We start from the raw sequence: 15,192 nt of genomic DNA, 5'->3' as shown, positions 1-15,192 counted from the left end.
ACGCTCCCGGGCATGAGCGCCACCAAGTGGGAGTACGCGACCGTCCCCCTGTTGATCCACGCCACCAAGCAGATCCTCGACCAGTGGGGCGAGGACGGCTGGGAGCTCGTCACCGTGCTCCCGAACCCGACCGGCGAGCAGCACGTCGCCTACCTCAAACGAGCGAAGAACTGAGGGATTGAAGCCATGACCTGGAGCGATCGACTCGCCGAGCTCGGCATCGAACTGCCGGCCGTCGCCGCCCCGCTGGCGGCCTACGTGCCCGCGGTCCGCACCGGTTCGCACGTCTACACGGCCGGGCAGCTGCCCTTCGTGAAGGGTGAGCTCGAAGCGACCGGCAAGGTCGGCGCCGAGGTCAGCCCTGAAGAGGCGAAGCAGTACGCGCGGACGTCGATCCTCAACGCCCTGGCCGCGGTCGACTCGGTCGCCGGCATCGACAACGTCGTGCGGGTGGTCAAGGTCGTCGGGTTCGTGGCGTCCGCGGAGGGCTTCACCGGCCAGCCCGCGGTGATCAACGGGGCGTCCGAGCTGCTGGGCGAGATCTTCGGCGAGGCGGGCATCCACGCCCGGTCGGCCGTCGGCGTCGCCGAGCTGCCGATCGGGGCGCCGGTCGAGATCGAACTGATCGTGGAGGTGAAGTGATGGACCCGGACATCGAACGGTCCTCGCACGAGCTCCTGCTCCGGCTGGCCGGACGGCTGCCGGACCAGCTCTTGTGGCGGTTCCGTGACTGGCTGGGCGAAGGTGCGATGGGCACGCTCGCGCGGACCCTGCCCAGGTCTTTGCTTAAGCACAGGATCGACCTGGATCAAACCGAGTATCGCCTGCTAGTCGCCGGGCTCATCCCTCACGGAGCCGACTGGCATCAGGTGAGTTCCACCCTGGGGGTAGACGACGTCACCGAGACCAGGTACACATTCACGCAGAGTGCGCCCGAATGGGTGAACTCCGTCGACTCTGTGTCCGTATTGATCCACGCGACGTTGCGAGGACGGCCGGATGTGGGTGAAGTGCGGCAAAGCTGGCGACACCTCGGTGTGGTCGGCGAGGGTGGGGCGAAACGAGTCCTCCTGGTCACGGCGACGAACGGGCTGCCGAGGCTGACCGGCGAACTGCAGCGCGTCCTGCGCGTGCTGGGTGACGAGGAGCCCGGCGTCGAGGTTCTCCCGCCGAGCATCGACCTCACCGGCTATCACCGCACCGCGCTCACCAACTCCGAGCTGATCTGTGTGGGCGCGGTGGACACCGGAAGTCGGCTGGTCGCCGCTTAACGCTCGCTCCACCAGGCGAGCCGGGAGGGAGCAGAGCAATGGTGGAGGTCCACGACGGCCCGCCCATGGACGGGTTCTCGGTGCCCCTGCGCCTGCACAACCTGTTACTGGCCCTGGCGGGTCGTATCGACGACAGTGCTTTGACCGAAGCGCGTGAGCTGATCGCGCGTGCGCACATCGACGAAGCGGTGGAGCTCACCACCGGCACCCTGATCGCGGGGAAGATCCCGGTGAGCTCCTCCGAACAGCGTGAACTCGCGCTCGTCCTCGAGATGAGCCGGTCCGACGCCACCCTCGCGAACGACCTGCTGGTCGTCGAGGAGGACGAGCCGGTGCTCACCCACCGGTTCACCGGGGAGAACCAGCCCGAATTCGGCCTCGCCGAGGCGCTCGACCGCACCCTGCAGGTGCTGCCGGACGTCCGGTCGGTGCACGCGGTGTGGCGGAACACGCCGGCGGGCAGTGTGCCCGGCGCGCTGCCGCAGCGGGTGGTCCTGGTCGAGATCGGGCCCGAGGGCAACCCGCCCGCGGTCGCGTTCCGCGTGGACACCGCGCTTCGCCGCGCGGGCATCCGTTCGGTCGTCGAGGTCGCGGGCCCCGGCGTCGCGCGGTCCGCGTACCACCAGGCCGCGTCTTCGGCCGCGAGTCCTGTCTGGGTCACCGGGAGTACCCACTCCAGTGACTTTCGGTCCGAACCGGTGACTCCGCCGCCCGCTCCCGCCCCGGCTCCCGAGCCGGTCAAGGAGCAGCCGAGCAGGCACGGGCTGCGGCCGGTGGGCGGCGGGAGCCACGAACCGGCCGAGCCGATCGCGCCGGTGGTGCCGATCGTGCAGCAGGCACCCGCGGCGACGACGTCTTCCTCGTCCTCGTCGGAGTCGGCACCGCCGCGCAAGTCGCGGGCGGAGACCCGTGCCGAGCGCACGGCCGACCTGACCCCCGCCGAGGTGGCGCAGCTTCGCCAGGCGCTCAAGGAGGACCCCGAAAAGGGCCGCGAGATCGCCACGGGCAAGCCGAGCATGCACGAGGTCGTCGAGCTGCCCGCTCTCGATCTCGACGATCCCAGCCTGAGCGAGCGCGACCGCGCCCTTCTGCGCGAGCTGCACGCCGAGCTCGCCGAACGGGAGCGCGCCGAAGCGGCGAAGATCCGGCTGAACGGCGCTTCGCGCAGCAGCGGCTCTAGCTGGTCCTGACGAGTCCCACGCGTTTCGTCCTCTGAATGCGGTAGTTGCACGCGCAACGATCGCAACCAGAGGACGAAACGCGGTGTTAGGTTGCGGGTGTGGCTGAAGAACTGACATTCGACATCCCGGTGGGGGCCGGGGTGGGCACCCGCGCCAACGCCGACGGCGAGCCCGTGACGCCCAAGGACGCGGCGACCGTGATCCTCCTCCGCGACGGCACCGAAGGCGTCGAGGTCTTCCTGCAGCACCGGGTGAAGGGCATGCCCTTCGCGGGCGGCATGACGGTCTTCCCCGGCGGCGGCGTGGATTCCCGCGATGTCGACACCTCCGTGAGCTGGGCAGGCCCCGAGCCCGCCTGGTGGGCGGAACGCTTCGGCTGCGACGAGTCGCTGGCCCGCGCCCTGGTGTGCGCGGCCGTGCGGGAGACGTTCGAGGAGTCGGGCGTACTGCTCGCGAGCACCGGCGACACGGTCGTCACCGACACGACGCCGTATCACGACGCCCGCGAAAAGCTGGTCTCCCGCGAACTGTCGCTCGCCGCCTTCCTCGAAGCGAACGGCCTGACGCTGCGCGCGGATCTCTTGCGCCCGTGGGCGAACTGGGTGACGCCGCCGCAGGAACCGCGCCGCTACGACACCTGCTTCTTCGTCGCCGTGCTGCCCGAGGGCCAGCAGGCGGACGGCGCCACCTCCGAAGCCGTCAGCTCCGGCTGGCAGCGGCCCGAAGAGGCCATCGCCGATGCCAAGGAAGGCCGCCGCATGCTCATGCCACCGACCTGGCTCACGCTCGCGGAACTCGGCGAGTTCGAGTCGGCGGCCGCGGCTCAGGCCGCCGAGCGCGAGATCTCGAAGATCATGCCGACGCTGGTGCGCGACGGCGACAAGGTCCGAGTCATCCTGGACCCGGCGTGAGCGCCCCCGCGTACGGCGTGCTGCGCCGGATCACGCCGACGACTTCCGTGCTGCTGGAGAACAATCCTTCGTCGATGACGTTGGAGGGCACCAACTCCTGGGTGTTGCGCGGGCCCGGAGCGTCGGGTTCCGTGGTCGTCGACCCCGGTCACGAGGACATCGAGCATCTGACGCGGCTGGCGGAGATAGGCGCCGTCGAGCTGATCGTGCTCACCCACCATCACCCCGACCACGCCGAGGGCGCGCCCTGGTTCGCCGAGCGCGTCGGCGCCCCCGTGCGGGCCTTCGACGAGAAGCTCTGCATCGGCGGGAAGTCCCTTGTGGACGGTGAGGTGCTCGAGGCCGGCGGTGTCCGGCTGTCGGTGCTGCACACGCCGGGCCACACCGGCGACTCGATCTGCCTGGTGTCCGACGGCCAGATCCTGACCGGCGACACCATCCTCGGCCGCGGCACCACCGTGCTGCACGACCTCGGCGACTACCTGCGCTCCCTGCGGAAGCTCATCGGGCTGCCCGACGGCACCGTCGGCCTGCCGGGACACGGCCCGGAACTGCCCGACCTGGCCGCGACCGCGCGCGAATACCTGGCACACCGGGAAGAACGGCTCGACCAGGTGCGTTCGGCACTGGAGACACTCGGCGCGGACGCCACCCCGCGCCAGGTGGTCGAGGTCGTCTACGCCGACGTCGACAAGGCTTTGTGGGCGCCCGCCGAATGGAGTGTGCGGGCGCAGTTGGACTACCTGAGGTCGGAGGACGGCGAATGAGTGACGTCGAGGTCGAGTTCTACTGGCGCCCCGGATGCGGATTCTGCGCCGCGCTGGAGCGGCCGCTGTCGAAGAGCGGCTTCAAGGTGAAGCGGGTCAACATCTGGGAAGACCCGGACGCCGCCGCCCGCGTGCGTTCGGTGGCGAACGGGAACGAGGTCGTGCCGACGGTCTTCGTGGGCTCGAAGGCGATGGTGAACCCTTCGTTCGGGGAGATCGAGGCCGCGGTGAAGGCCGCCTCCGCCTGACCCCGCAGCGTGCTATGAAAGGTCCTTTCCTTGCGAATTTGCAAGGAAAGGACCTTTCATGGCGTTCAGTACCGGACGACGCGACACCTCCCGGGAGGAGCTGACGAACCATCCGGGCCGAACGCCTACCCGCCTCAACCGTGTTGCGAAAGCCACTTTCGCAACCTTCAACGTTGTGAAAGCCACTTTCGCAACACGCCGCCGAGTCGCCCCGGCCACGTACGAAGGCGGGTGTCAGCGCGGCAGCATCGGCATCACGTAGTACGTCAGCTCCACCTCGCCCGGCTCCACCGCGCGGATGACGCAGGCGCGCATCCCGGGCTGGATGTCCAGCCGCACCCGCTCCCCGGCGAAACCCTGCAGCGCGTCCAGCAGGTAGCGCGCCTGGAACGAGGGCGACGTCCGGCCGCCGGACACCTCCGCCTTCAGCGTTTCCTCCGCCTCGCCGGTGTTCTGCTTGGCGCTGGCCAGCCGCAGGTGCGCGTCGCCGACCTCCAGCGTCAGCACCCGGCGATCGTCCGCGTAGACGCCGACGCGGCGCACGGCGGCGGCCAGCGCGTCGGCGGAGACTTCGACCGTGGTGTCCACAGTGGACGATTCGATCAGCTTCTCCGACAGGAAACCCGCGTCGAGCACGGCGGTCGTGACGGCGACCCCGGCCCAGCTCAGCCCGAACCGGGTGCCGTCGCCGTGCAGGCCGACGGTGCCGCGCGCCTGCTTCGCCGTCTCGGCGAGCAGGCCCGCCGGGACCAATGCGTCGATCGGCTCGCCCGCGGAGCGCAGCGGCAGGGTGGCCACGGCCATCCGGTAGCGGTCGGACGCCGTCAGTCGCAGCTCGCGGCTGAAGCTCTGCACGCGGACACCGGTGAACATCGGCAGGGCGTCGTCCTTCGCCGCCGTGCCCGCGACGGTGCGCAACGCGGTCACGAGGGCGTGACCGTCCACTTCGGACACCTTCGGCGGCATGTCCGGGAGGTTCAGCTCACGGCTCAGCAACGGCAGCGCGTAGCGCCCGCCCTCCACCCGCACGGCCAGCCGCGAACCCTCGACGACCAAACGCACCAGGTCGTCGTCGAGCATGCGCAGCGTCTCCGCCAGTGGCCCGGCGGGGACGAGGACCTCGCCATCGGTGTGGACCATGGCCTCGGCGGTCAGGCGGACGGCTCGCTCACTGTCGTTGCCGCCGACGGTCAGCCCGCCTTTTCCGGCGCGCAGCAGCAGGCCGGAACGGGCCGACAGCAGCCGGGCGGCGGCGGAGACGGCGGACGAGAGGGGGCGGGTGGCGGCGGTCAGGTCCATGCCCGCAAGCTAGCGGGCGGCACCGACAAGTTCGGGCGCTTCGGCGGCGGCCGCGGCGGGCTGGGGGCGGAAGGTGCCGCGCAGCAGCCACACCACCGCGGCGAGCGCGAACCCGACCACGCCGGCGGCGAGGAACGCCGCTTCGTGTCCGGCGTGCTCGACGAGGTAGCCGCTGATCGACTGCCCGAACGCGAGGCCGAGGGTCACCGCGGTGAGCACCCAGCCGAACGCCTCGGCCGCCGTGCCCTTCGGCGCGGCGATCTCGATGGCCGCCGAATGCGTCGTCGACTGCGGCGTGATGAGCGCGCCCGCGGCGAGCATGGCGAGCGCGAGGCCCCAGAGCGAACCCGGCAGCGCGAGCAGCGCCACCAGCGCGCCGAACCCGGCCAGCAGTACCGGCAGCCGCAGGCCCATCTGACGCGGCCACGGGCGCAGGCTGTACGCCACCCCGAACGCGACCGAGCTGACCGACCACGCCGAGAGCAGCAGACCGCCGATGGAGGTGTTCCCCGCCTCGGCCGCGGCCGCCGGGACGGCGACCTCGACGAACCCGATCACCGCGCCGAAGCCCAGCGCGGCGATCGCCAGCGTGCGCATCCCGGGGCTGGCCAGCGCGCCGAGCAGTTTGCCGCCCGTCGACGGCGACGGCCCCCACGCGCGCACGGTCGGGCTCAGCGCGAACAGGACGGCGCCCGCGATCATGGTCAGCGAGCCGGTCACGATGCCGGTGCCCGCCCACGGCGCGGCGATCAGCAGCCCCGCGAACCCGGGGCCGAGGATGAAGAAGACTTCCATGCTGATCGCCTCGTAGGAGAACGCGGCGTTGCGCGTCGGCCCGGCGGGCAGCAGCCGTGTCCACAGCGCCCGCGAGGCCGAACCGACCATCGGTTCCGTGATCCCGGTGCCGAAGGCCAGCGGGACCAGCACGAGCGTCGGGGCGTGCGCCTCGATCGCGAGCACCAGCCCGGTCATCGCCAGCGCGAAGAGCATCGTGGTGGTCAACAGCGGCCGGGTTGGCCCGAACCGGTCGATGAGCCGTCCCTGCACGACCGCGCCCACGGAGACGCCCACCAGCGACCCGGCCGACACCAGTCCGGCCGCGGCGAAGGAGCCCGTCTCACGCTGGACGTAGAGCAGCGCGGAGATACCGATCATCGCGATCGGCAGGCGGGCGAGCAGCGACGCGATCACCGCCCCGCGGGATCCGGGCGCGGTCAGCGCGGCGCGGTAGTCGGCGAGGGAGGTGCGGTGGCTCTCGGCGGAAGCGGACACAGACTGGGACACGCGTACCAGTATGAACACTTTGGTACGCGAGTACCAGATCTGCGGCGGTAAGTTTGGTCACCACCGGATCCGGGTACTACGGACCACGAATCCTCCAGGTTCGTCACGATCAGGTAACAGTCGGCCGATTCTGGGTCATTCGGGGCAACAAATCGACGCAGATGGCGTCCTTGAGAGTGAAAGAACTTGAGTTCACGGCCGATGGCCGTGGATGGTTGTACGACAAACACACAGCTTCCAGCTCCCTCCGGCGTACGGGTCGGGGCCTTGTTCCGGAGGGCGGGGAGCGCGGATCGTCGGGGGATGGTCCGCGCACAGCGAAGAGCCGGTGCGCCACGTCGGGGGTGGCGCCCGGCTCTTCGTTGTGTCTAGCGCTGTGTTCGGGTCCAGATGTCATGAAAGGGCCGTTCAAGACGAAAAACGTCCTGAACGGCCCTTTCATGACACTTCTGAAGGGCGGGGCTAGCGTGCGCGGCGGGCCAGGCGCTCCGGGTCCAGGATCAGCACGCTCTTGCCTTCGAGCCGCAGCCAGCCGCGGTGCGCGAAGTCGGCGAGAGCCTTGTTGACGGTCTCGCGCGAGGCGCCGACGTACTGGGCGATCTCTTCCTGCGTCAGGTCGTGGGTGACCCGCAGCAGACCGGCCTCCTGGCTGCCGAAGCGCTGCGCGAGCTGCAGCAGCGCCCGCGCCACGCGGCCGGGAACGTCGGTGAAGATCAGCTCGGCGACCATGTTGTTCGTCCGGCGCAGCCTGCGGGCGACCACCCGGAGCAGCTGCTCGGCGATCTCCGGGCGAGTGGAGATCCACTGCCGCAGCGCCGGGCGGTCCATCGTCACCGCGCGGACCTCGGTCACCGTCGTCGCGCTGGACGTCCGGGGGCCGGGGTCGAAAATGGACAGCTCGCCGAACATGTCGGACGGGCCGAAGATGCCCAGCAGGTTCTCGCGGCCGTCGGGTGACTTGCGGCCGATCTTCACCTTGCCGGACTGGATGATGTAAAGCTTGTCGCCGGGTTCACCCTCGTTGAAGATGACATGCCCGCGAGGGAACTCCACGGATTCCAAGGTCTGTGCCAGCGCCTCGGCGGCTGCCGGCTCAACACCCTGGAAAATGCCCGCTCGGGCCAGGGTTTCGTCCACCTCGGGTGCCTCCTCATCGAGATACGACGTCGATCCTCATTCTGCCGAGGACCGTGTCGTCGATCACTTTTCGCGTCAGTCTAGGTCGTGCGCGCGAGATCGCTCGTCGGCACGCCGAACGCGCGCGCGGGCCGGGAACGATCTCGCTCGAACGTGGAGCCTAACTCCGCACGCGTCGCGCGCGAAGCCTGGCCGCCTTCCCGCCCAGCCTGCGCAGCCGGAAAAGCTCGAGGGCGCGCCCGATGCCGTGCCCGTAAAGGGCCCTGACCTCGTTGGGCTGAGCCTGCTCGAGGAACTCCTCGACCTCGTTCTCCTGCACCGCGACGTGCTTGAGCCTGGTCTCCACGCGTTCCATGAACAGCGCGAAGAACATGATCACCAGGGGCACGAGGATGACGAACCAGACGGTCATGAGCCCTGCCCAGGGAATTCCGAAAAGTTGTGCATTACTCCAGATCCTCGCTCATGGCGTCCTCGATCGAAGCGCCGAGGTGGTGCTCTGGCGTGTCGGCCGTCGACCGGCGGGATGCTCCCACTGGCTCGTCCGATGGCGCCCGTAGGCTATCGGGGTGCCTCCTGCCCCCACCAATGCCCCCCGCGCGGGGGGCAAGGGTGAAAGCCGGCTCGCGTTGGTGAGACGCGCCAGGCGGATGAAGCGTTGCCTCGACGACGAGTTCCCCGACGCGCACTGTGAGCTCGACTTCACCACTCCGCTCGAACTGCTGGTCGCGGTCGTGCTTTCGGCACAGACCACCGACGTCCGCGTGAATCAGGTCACGCCCGCGCTCTTCGCGCGCTACCGAACCGCCGAGGACTACGCCGGCGCAGACCGCGCCGAACTCGAGGAGTACCTCCGCCCGACGGGTTTCTTCCGCGCCAAGGCGAACTCGGTCATGGGGCTGGGCGCCGCGCTGGTGGAGCGCTACGACGGCGAAGTGCCCGGCAAGCTGAAGGACCTCGTCACGCTGCCGGGGGTCGGCCGCAAGACGGCCAACGTCGTGCTCGGCGACGCCTTCGGGGTCCCCGGGATCACCGTCGACACCCATTTCGGGCGCCTGGTCCGCCGCTGGGGCTGGACCGAGGAGGAGGATCCGGTCAAGGTCGAGCACGCCGTCGGCGAGCTGATCCCGCGCAAGGAGTGGACGCTCCTCTCGCATCGGACGATCTTCCACGGCCGCCGGGTCTGCCACGCCCGCAAACCGGCCTGTGGCGCCTGCCCGCTGGCCAAGATGTGCCCCTCGTACGGAACCGGCCCGACGGAATTCGAAGAGGCCGCGAAGCTGGTCAAGGGCGAAGAGCGCGACCACATCCTCGATCTGGCGGCCCGCCGGTGACCAGGGTCACCAAACTGGCCCTCGGTGCCGCCGTGCTGGTGGTGGCCCTGATCGTCGCGTTGCTCACGACGCGGGACGGCCAGGCGCCCGCGAAGACGTCGGGGGATCTCACGGCCGCGCGGGCGAAGGCCGCGCTCGCCCCTTGCCCGCCGCCTGGGCCCGGTGAGGTGGCGAAGCTGCGTGGTGTCGACGTCGAGTGCCTCGGCGACGGCTCCAGGGTCGACCTCGCCAAGGTGGTCTCGGGCGGTCCCGTGCTGGTCAACCTGTGGGCGTCGTGGTGCGAGCCGTGTCGTGCCGAGCTCCCGTTGCTCCAGCGGTACGCCGCGCAGCCCGGAGCCGCGCGGGTGCTCCTCGTCCAGGTCGCGAGCTCCGGCGCGGACGGGCTGGCGATGCTGGCCGAACTGGGTGTCCGGCTGCCGTCCGTGTTCGATGGTGACGGACAGTCGGGGCCGGTGCGGACGGCACTAAAGGTCCCTTCCTCCCTGCCCGCGACGTACCTGGTCACGGCGGGCGGCGACGTCCGGCTCATCGAGAACCCACGCGTCTTCCTGAACACTGACCAGGTGCGCGCCGCTGTGGAAGGGACACCATGACCGGCCCCCTCGTGGACCCGGAGGCTGTGCCCGCCTGGCTGCAACCGCTGGTCAAGATCAGCGGCGAGGTCGACGCGGCCACCTTCAGCCGGTTCAGCGTGCCGCCGGACGCGAGCTACCGGTCCGCGTCCGTCCTGATGCTCTTCGGCGAAGGCCCGCAGGGGCCGGACGTCCTGCTCCAACGCCGCGCGGACACCCTCGGCTCGCACGCGGGCCAGGTCAGTTTCCCCGGCGGGGGTGCCGAGCCGGAGGACGGCGGACCGGTCGGCACCGCCTTGCGCGAGGCGGAGGAGGAGACCGGCGTCGAGCCCGAGGGTGTGCTGCCGGTGGCGGTCTTCCCGGAGCTGTTCGTCCCGGTGTCCAGCTTCGCCGTGACGCCGGTGCTCGCCTACTGGCGGACGCCGTCGCCGGTGCACGCCGTCGACCCCGGCGAGACGGCGGCCGTGGCCAGGGTGCCGGTCGCCGAGCTCACCGACCCGGCCAACCGGTTCCAGGTCACGCGCAAGGGTTACGACTGGAAGGGGCCGGCGTTCGACGTCGGCGGGATGTTCGTCTGGGGTTTCACGGGCGGTCTGCTGGCGATGACGCTGGCGCTCGGCGGCTGGGAACGGGACTGGGACCACGGCGACGTCCGGGACCTTGACGTAGCGTTGGCCGAACATCAGGCGCGGGTCGACGGGCGGCAAGTGCCGGAGAAGGAGTAGGCGCCGGTGAACTGGGTCGACGTACTGGTGATCCTGCTCGCACTGCTGGCGGGCGTGTCCGGCGCGTTCCAGGGGGTGATCATCGCCCTCCCCTCGCTGGTCGGGGTGGTGCTCGGCGCGCTCGCGGGGATCAAGATCGCGCCGCTGATCGTGGAACTCTTCCAGCATCCGGCGGCGAAGGTCGCCTTCGCGGTGGCGACCGTGGTGTTCCTGGTCGCGCTCGGGGAGACCCTCGGGGTCTGGGCCGGCCGGAAGCTGCGGCAGAAGATCAACCCCGACAAGCTTTCCGGCGTCGACAAGACGCTGGGCGCGGTGGTGCAGGCCGCCGTCGTGTTCGTGGTCGCCTGGCTGATCGCGACCCCGCTCACCGCCGTCTCGGGCGTGCCGGGGCTGGCGAAGTCGATCAACAGCTCGGTCGTGCTCGGCGGCGTCAACGACGTCATGCCCGAAGCGGCGCAAGGCTTCCCGAGCGAACTGCGCAAACTGCTGGACGCCTCGGGCTTCCCGTCCATTGTGGACCCGTTCCAGAAACCGAACGTCGAGGACACCAGCCCGCCGGACACCGCCCTGCAGGCGAGCGCGATCGTCAAACAGGTGCACCGCAGTGTGGTGAAGATCCGCGGCAACGCGACCTCGTGCTCGCGGGCGCTGGAGGGCAGCGGTTTCGTCGTCGCGCCGCAGCGGGTGATGACGAACGCGCACGTGGTCGCGGGCACCGACGAGGTCGCCATCGAGTCGACGTCCGGCAAGTTCCCGGCCAGGGTCGTCTACTTCGATCCCGAGGCCGACGTGGCCGTGCTCGCGGTGCCGAGGCTGCAGGCCCCGGTGCTCCCGTTCACGCCGCGGGTCGCCCGCGCGGGCGACAACGCGATCGTGCTCGGCTACCCGCTCGATGGCCCGTACACCGCGACGCCGGCCAGAGTGCGCGGCCGGATCAACCTGCGCGGACCGGACATCTACGAGTCCAACACCGTGCAGCGTGACGTGTTCACCGTGCGCGGGCAGGTCCGCAGCGGGAACTCGGGCGGGCCGATGATCAACCCTGACGGCGAGGTCATCGGAGTCGTGTTCGGGGCGGCCGTCGAGGATCCGGAGACCGGCTTCACGCTGACTTCGGAGCAGGTGCGGCCGGTGGTCGAGACGGCTCCGGCGCTGAGCGCGAACACCTCGACCGGGCCTTGCGCTAACTGAGCCTTCCGGATCCTGGATGTCATGAAAGGGTCGTTCAGGACACAAGATGTCCTGAACGACCCTTTCATGACATCTGCGGGAAGGGGTCAGGAGTCCGGAGAGAGGCCTTCGCGCCACGAAGCGACCGTCTCTTCCACGTCCAGCGGCCGTGCCCGCAGCACCGGACCGCCCGCCGGACGCCGGTGCTCGGCGCGGATCCGTTCGTTCAGGTCCTCGACGATCTCCCGCACCCGCGCCTCACGACGTACGCGGGCCAAGGTGTCCGGCAGGTCGTCGAGCTCCTTCGCGATCGCCAGCGAAGGCGGCAGCAGCGCCGAAACGTCGTGCCCCTCGGCGCGGACCTTGTTCACCACCCACGCCAGCGCGGTGTCCTTGCCGCCGGTCTTCGGCAGCGGTTTCCCCGCGCCGGGAAGGTCGTCGAAATCGCCCTTCGCGGCGGCCGCGCTGACCTGCCTGTCCACCCAGGACTCGAACGACACGCCCGTCGGTTTGCGCTCGGTCATACGTCCAGGGTACGGAAAAAGCCCAGCAAAGCGGCCGACGTGCGGTCCGGGGCCTCCAGATGCGGGAAGTGCCCGATGCCCGGCCAGCGCTCGAGACGGGCGTCCGGGGCCCAGCGACGGGACGCCGCCGCGGTGTCGGGTAGGACGCACCGGTCCTCTTCTCCGTGCAGCTGCAGCACGCGGGGCGCGAAGCGGCCTCGCAACGCTTCGCCGAATCGGCGTCCTTCGCCGCGGAACTGCGCGCGGAACGCCCATCGGTAGTACTCGAGCGCGCTGTGCGGCACTCCCGGCACGAGCATCGCCTGCCGGAACGCCCGCACGGCCTCGGCGAACCCGGCCGTGTCCGTCCACTGTGGACCTGACCAGGAGCGGAACAGCTCTTCGACGGCGAGCGCGTCGTCTTTGACCAGCCATTTCTCCGGTGCCATCGGCACCTGGAAGCGGAACAGATGTCCCGAAGCGCGCAGCTGCCCCGGCCGCCGGACGGCGCGGCGCAACGCCAGCGGATGCGCGCCGCCCAGCACGCTGACCGACGAGACCAGCCGCGGGTGCAGCGCGCCGACCGTCCACGCGAGCATGCCGCCCCAGGCATGCCCGACGAGATGAGCCTTGCGCGCGCCGAGCGACTTGATCAGCCCGCCGACGTCGCCCGCGAGGGTCCAGGCGTCGTAGCCGCGCGGGGGTTTGTCGGAGTCGCCGTAGCCGCGTAGATCCACCGCGACCGCGCGGAAACCGGCGTCGGCGAGCACGGTCAGCTGGTGGTGCCAGGTCCACCAGAACTCGGCGAACCCGTGCAGCAGCACGACCAGCGGCCCGTCGCCGACTTCGGCGACGTGCAGCCGGATGCCGTTCGCCGAGACGTCACGATGGGTCCACGGACCGTCGATCCGGACGATCGACGGATCCGGTGTCGCCTGCACCGACTCGAAGACTTCTCAGTCGCGGTCCGCGGGCGCGTCGTCATGACGCGGCTTGAACGCGGCGGCGGTGTCCTTGAAGCTGTTGATCGTGCGCTCGGGCGCCTTGATCTTCTTCACCTTGCGGTAGCCCAGGAACCCCGCGACCGCCGTCGTGGCGAGCATCAGCCCGAACACGATCGCGAACGCCGCCCAGCGCATCAGCCACTCCGACAGCAGCTCGCCGAGGAAGAAAAAGAAGAAGAACGAGCTGTACAGCCCGACGACCAGCGCGACCAGGAAGAAGATGGCGCCCTTGAGGCCCTTCTTCGCCTCCGCGACGACCTCGGATTTGGCCAGCTCGACCTCGGCGCGGATCAGCGTCGAGACGTGCTGTGTGGCATCGCCGACGAGTTTCCCGAGGGACTGCTCGCTCGCTACCACGTCGTCATCGCTCGACAGGGGGAGGTAGGGCACGGCCCCCACGCCGTCGGGGCCGGTACGTTCGTGCTTGGGGCTGCTCACACCGGTCATCGTGCCACGTGCCCCGATCACGGGCGCGGCGGACCGGCGAGTGTCGCATTCTCAATCTTCGCGCGCGTGCACGCGGCTGCGGTGCAGCAGCATCGCGGCGGCCGAAAGCGAGGCGATGGCCGAGGCGATCAGCACCGCCGCCTTCGCCAGCTCGACGGCCTCCCCGTCGAGCGCGAGATCGGCGATCAGCAGGCTCACGGTGAACCCGACGCCGCCGAGCATCGACAGCGCCCCGATGTCCCGCCAGCCCATCCCCCTGGGTTTCTCCGCGAGCTTGAACTTCACGGCGAGCAGGCTGGCGCCGAAGATCCCGATGAGCTTCCCGCCGACGAGCCCGACGAGCACGGCCAGCGGCAACGCGGTGGTGAACACCGCGCTGAGCGATTCGCTGTCCACTGTGATCCCGGCCGCGAACAGCGCGAACAGCGGTACCGCGACCGCGGCCGACCACGGCTGCAAGCGGTGTTCGAGCCGGATCGCGGGCGCGTGCTCCTCGCCCTCGTCGGCGCGGACGCGGGTGAGCAGGCCGAGCGCGACGCCGGCGATGGTGGCGTGGATGCCCGCCGAATGCACCGCGACCCAGGTGATCAAGGCCAGCGGCACGTAGATCCAGGCGCTGCGGACGCGACGGTGCTGCAGGTACGCGTACAGCGCGAGGGCGACGACGGCGACACCCGCGGCGACGAGGTCGAACTTCGCGGTGAACAGGATCGCGATGAGCAGGATCGCGCCGAGGTCGTCGACCACCGCGAGCGAGAGCAGGAAGACCCTCGCGCTGCTCGGCAGGTTCGACGCGGTCAGGGCGAGCACGCCAAGGGCGAACGCGATGTCGGTGGCGACCGGGATGGCCCACGCGCGTTCGATGCCCGGAGTTCCCCAGCCCACGGAAAGCGCGACCAGGGCAGGCACGATCATGCCGCCGACCGCGGCGACCACCGGCAGGATCGCCTGTTTGAACCGGGAGAGTTCACCGACCACGAGTTCGCGTTTGAGTTCGAGCCCCGCGACGAAGAAGAACAACGCGAGCAGACCGTCTTTCGCCCAGTCGCCGATCGTCAGATTCAGATGCAGGAATTCGGGACCGAGCCGGAAATCGCGGATGGCGCGGTAACTGTCGTCAATGGGCGAATTCGCCCACAACAGGGCGATCGCGGTGGCGCCGAGCAGGATCATTCCGCCGGTGGTCTCCGTGCGGAGATAGCGGGCGAACTCGGCGACGACGACTTTCGCGGGACGATTCGGTCCGGACAAGGCGACCTCCGGTTTCGGCAACGACGAATACTGTTGCCGACCAGACTTCCCGGCGCACCTTGACACCATTTTAACGCCTGGAGCTGCG

19 protein-coding genes are annotated in these 15,192 nt (G+C 69.9%); 11 read left to right on the top strand and 8 right to left on the bottom strand.

Annotation, left to right across the window (positions count from 1 at the left end):
- Nucleotides 1-12 precede the first annotated feature (12 nt).
- From AB8M46_RS09070 to AB8M46_RS09040, 7 genes are all read left to right on the top strand, one after another.
- On the top strand, nucleotides 13-174 hold the full coding sequence (locus AB8M46_RS09070; RefSeq protein ID WP_005166970.1) for a DUF4177 domain-containing protein: 162 nt from the start codon (nucleotides 13-15) through the stop codon (nucleotides 172-174).
- A 12-nt stretch (nucleotides 175-186) separates the two neighbouring features.
- Entirely contained in the window at nucleotides 187-642 is a 456-nt protein-coding gene (locus tag AB8M46_RS09065) for a RidA family protein (RefSeq protein WP_016337888.1), read from the top strand.
- Nucleotides 642-1,271 (top strand): hypothetical protein, encoded by a 630-nt coding sequence (locus AB8M46_RS09060; RefSeq protein ID WP_125733156.1) that lies wholly within the window; start codon nucleotides 642-644, stop codon nucleotides 1,269-1,271. Before AB8M46_RS09065 ends, AB8M46_RS09060 begins: the two co-directional genes overlap by 1 nt.
- Nucleotides 1,272-1,309: 38 nt before the next feature.
- A complete protein-coding gene (locus AB8M46_RS09055) occupies nucleotides 1,310-2,461 on the top strand; it encodes a hypothetical protein (RefSeq protein ID WP_394360056.1) in 1,152 nt (383 codons plus the stop codon).
- An 89-nt stretch (nucleotides 2,462-2,550) separates the two neighbouring features.
- Complete coding sequence (locus tag AB8M46_RS09050) at nucleotides 2,551-3,363, top strand: NUDIX domain-containing protein (RefSeq protein WP_037335033.1); 813 nt, start codon at nucleotides 2,551-2,553, stop codon at nucleotides 3,361-3,363.
- Entirely contained in the window at nucleotides 3,360-4,130 is a 771-nt protein-coding gene (locus AB8M46_RS09045; protein WP_394360055.1) for an MBL fold metallo-hydrolase, read from the top strand. Before AB8M46_RS09050 ends, AB8M46_RS09045 begins: the two co-directional genes overlap by 4 nt.
- Nucleotides 4,127-4,378, top strand: coding sequence for a glutaredoxin domain-containing protein (locus AB8M46_RS09040; protein WP_034314716.1), 252 nt, complete (start codon nucleotides 4,127-4,129; stop codon nucleotides 4,376-4,378). Before AB8M46_RS09045 ends, AB8M46_RS09040 begins: the two co-directional genes overlap by 4 nt.
- 234 nt (nucleotides 4,379-4,612) lie before the next feature.
- On the opposite strand, the gene AB8M46_RS09035 is transcribed toward AB8M46_RS09040, so the two are convergent.
- The 4 genes from AB8M46_RS09035 to AB8M46_RS09020 all read right to left on the bottom strand — a co-directional run bounded on the left by AB8M46_RS09035 (nucleotide 4,613) and on the right by AB8M46_RS09020 (nucleotide 8,510).
- The gene (locus AB8M46_RS09035; protein WP_394360054.1) at nucleotides 4,613-5,677 is read right to left on the bottom strand and encodes a DNA polymerase III subunit beta; all 1,065 of its coding nucleotides are present in this window, start codon (nucleotides 5,675-5,677) and stop codon (nucleotides 4,613-4,615) included.
- Nucleotides 5,678-5,686: 9 nt separating this feature from the next.
- Complete coding sequence (locus AB8M46_RS09030; protein WP_394360865.1) at nucleotides 5,687-6,949, bottom strand: MFS transporter; 1,263 nt, start codon at nucleotides 6,947-6,949, stop codon at nucleotides 5,687-5,689.
- A 474-nt stretch (nucleotides 6,950-7,423) separates the two neighbouring features.
- Complete coding sequence (locus AB8M46_RS09025) at nucleotides 7,424-8,098, bottom strand: Crp/Fnr family transcriptional regulator (protein ID WP_003081747.1); 675 nt, start codon at nucleotides 8,096-8,098, stop codon at nucleotides 7,424-7,426.
- 160 nt (nucleotides 8,099-8,258) lie between these two features.
- The gene (locus tag AB8M46_RS09020) at nucleotides 8,259-8,510 is read right to left on the bottom strand and encodes a hypothetical protein (RefSeq protein WP_005166943.1); all 252 of its coding nucleotides are present in this window, start codon (nucleotides 8,508-8,510) and stop codon (nucleotides 8,259-8,261) included.
- A 238-nt stretch (nucleotides 8,511-8,748) separates the two neighbouring features.
- On the opposite strand from AB8M46_RS09020, the gene nth reads away from it, so the two are divergent.
- Genes nth through AB8M46_RS09000 form a run of 4 tightly spaced genes read left to right on the top strand, consistent with a single transcriptional unit; the run spans nucleotide 8,749 to nucleotide 11,920 of the window.
- A complete protein-coding gene (nth, locus tag AB8M46_RS09015; RefSeq protein ID WP_394360864.1) occupies nucleotides 8,749-9,432 on the top strand; it encodes an endonuclease III in 684 nt (227 codons plus the stop codon).
- Nucleotides 9,429-10,025, top strand: coding sequence for a TlpA disulfide reductase family protein (locus AB8M46_RS09010; protein WP_350598789.1), 597 nt, complete (start codon nucleotides 9,429-9,431; stop codon nucleotides 10,023-10,025). Before nth ends, AB8M46_RS09010 begins: the two co-directional genes overlap by 4 nt.
- Nucleotides 10,022-10,729, top strand: a complete 708-nt coding sequence (locus tag AB8M46_RS09005; RefSeq protein ID WP_394360053.1) for an NUDIX hydrolase — start codon at nucleotides 10,022-10,024, stop codon at nucleotides 10,727-10,729. The genes AB8M46_RS09010 and AB8M46_RS09005 overlap by 4 nt, the downstream gene beginning before the upstream one ends.
- Before the next feature lie 6 nt (nucleotides 10,730-10,735).
- Nucleotides 10,736-11,920: a MarP family serine protease gene (locus AB8M46_RS09000; RefSeq protein WP_240596900.1), complete on the top strand. Its 1,185-nt coding sequence runs from the start codon at nucleotides 10,736-10,738 to the stop codon at nucleotides 11,918-11,920.
- 86 nt (nucleotides 11,921-12,006) lie between these two features.
- Here the strand turns inward: AB8M46_RS09000 and AB8M46_RS08995 are convergent, their stop codons facing one another.
- The 4 genes from AB8M46_RS08995 to nhaA are packed head-to-tail and all read right to left on the bottom strand — an operon-like array spanning nucleotide 12,007 to nucleotide 15,104.
- Nucleotides 12,007-12,423: a DUF1992 domain-containing protein gene (locus tag AB8M46_RS08995; protein ID WP_378424088.1), complete on the bottom strand. Its 417-nt coding sequence runs from the start codon at nucleotides 12,421-12,423 to the stop codon at nucleotides 12,007-12,009.
- Nucleotides 12,420-13,343, bottom strand: a complete 924-nt coding sequence (locus AB8M46_RS08990) for an alpha/beta fold hydrolase (RefSeq protein WP_394360052.1) — start codon at nucleotides 13,341-13,343, stop codon at nucleotides 12,420-12,422. The genes AB8M46_RS08995 and AB8M46_RS08990 overlap by 4 nt, the downstream gene beginning before the upstream one ends.
- 15 nt (nucleotides 13,344-13,358) lie before the next feature.
- The gene (locus AB8M46_RS08985) at nucleotides 13,359-13,853 is read right to left on the bottom strand and encodes a phage holin family protein (protein ID WP_016337874.1); all 495 of its coding nucleotides are present in this window, start codon (nucleotides 13,851-13,853) and stop codon (nucleotides 13,359-13,361) included.
- Between the two features lie 51 nt (nucleotides 13,854-13,904).
- Nucleotides 13,905-15,104, bottom strand: coding sequence for a Na+/H+ antiporter NhaA (nhaA, locus tag AB8M46_RS08980; RefSeq protein WP_394360863.1), 1,200 nt, complete (start codon nucleotides 15,102-15,104; stop codon nucleotides 13,905-13,907).
- Nucleotides 15,105-15,192 lie beyond the last annotated feature (88 nt).

Source organism: Amycolatopsis sp. SB7-3 (genome assembly GCF_041021335.1).
Classification (GTDB): Bacteria; Actinomycetota; Actinomycetes; order Mycobacteriales; family Pseudonocardiaceae; genus Amycolatopsis; species Amycolatopsis japonica.
Note: the sequence above shows the minus strand (reverse complement) of the source record. Positions and strands in the feature narration are given on the sequence as shown.

Coding starts and splice junctions, on each gene's coding strand:
- AB8M46_RS09070 (WP_005166970.1), top strand. CDS start 13: ATGAGCGCCACCAAGTGGGAGTACGCGACCGTCCCCCTGTTGATCCAC.
- AB8M46_RS09065 (WP_016337888.1), top strand. CDS start 187: ATGACCTGGAGCGATCGACTCGCCGAGCTCGGCATCGAACTGCCGGCC.
- AB8M46_RS09060 (WP_125733156.1), top strand. CDS start 642: ATGGACCCGGACATCGAACGGTCCTCGCACGAGCTCCTGCTCCGGCTG.
- AB8M46_RS09055 (WP_394360056.1), top strand. CDS start 1,310: ATGGTGGAGGTCCACGACGGCCCGCCCATGGACGGGTTCTCGGTGCCC.
- AB8M46_RS09040 (WP_034314716.1), top strand. CDS start 4,127: ATGAGTGACGTCGAGGTCGAGTTCTACTGGCGCCCCGGATGCGGATTC.
- AB8M46_RS09035 (WP_394360054.1), bottom strand. CDS start 5,677: ATGGACCTGACCGCCGCCACCCGCCCCCTCTCGTCCGCCGTCTCCGCC.
- AB8M46_RS09020 (WP_005166943.1), bottom strand. CDS start 8,510: ATGACCGTCTGGTTCGTCATCCTCGTGCCCCTGGTGATCATGTTCTTC.
- nth (WP_394360864.1), top strand. CDS start 8,749: ATGAAGCGTTGCCTCGACGACGAGTTCCCCGACGCGCACTGTGAGCTC.
- AB8M46_RS09005 (WP_394360053.1), top strand. CDS start 10,022: ATGACCGGCCCCCTCGTGGACCCGGAGGCTGTGCCCGCCTGGCTGCAA.
- AB8M46_RS08995 (WP_378424088.1), bottom strand. CDS start 12,423: ATGACCGAGCGCAAACCGACGGGCGTGTCGTTCGAGTCCTGGGTGGAC.
- AB8M46_RS08985 (WP_016337874.1), bottom strand. CDS start 13,853: ATGACCGGTGTGAGCAGCCCCAAGCACGAACGTACCGGCCCCGACGGC.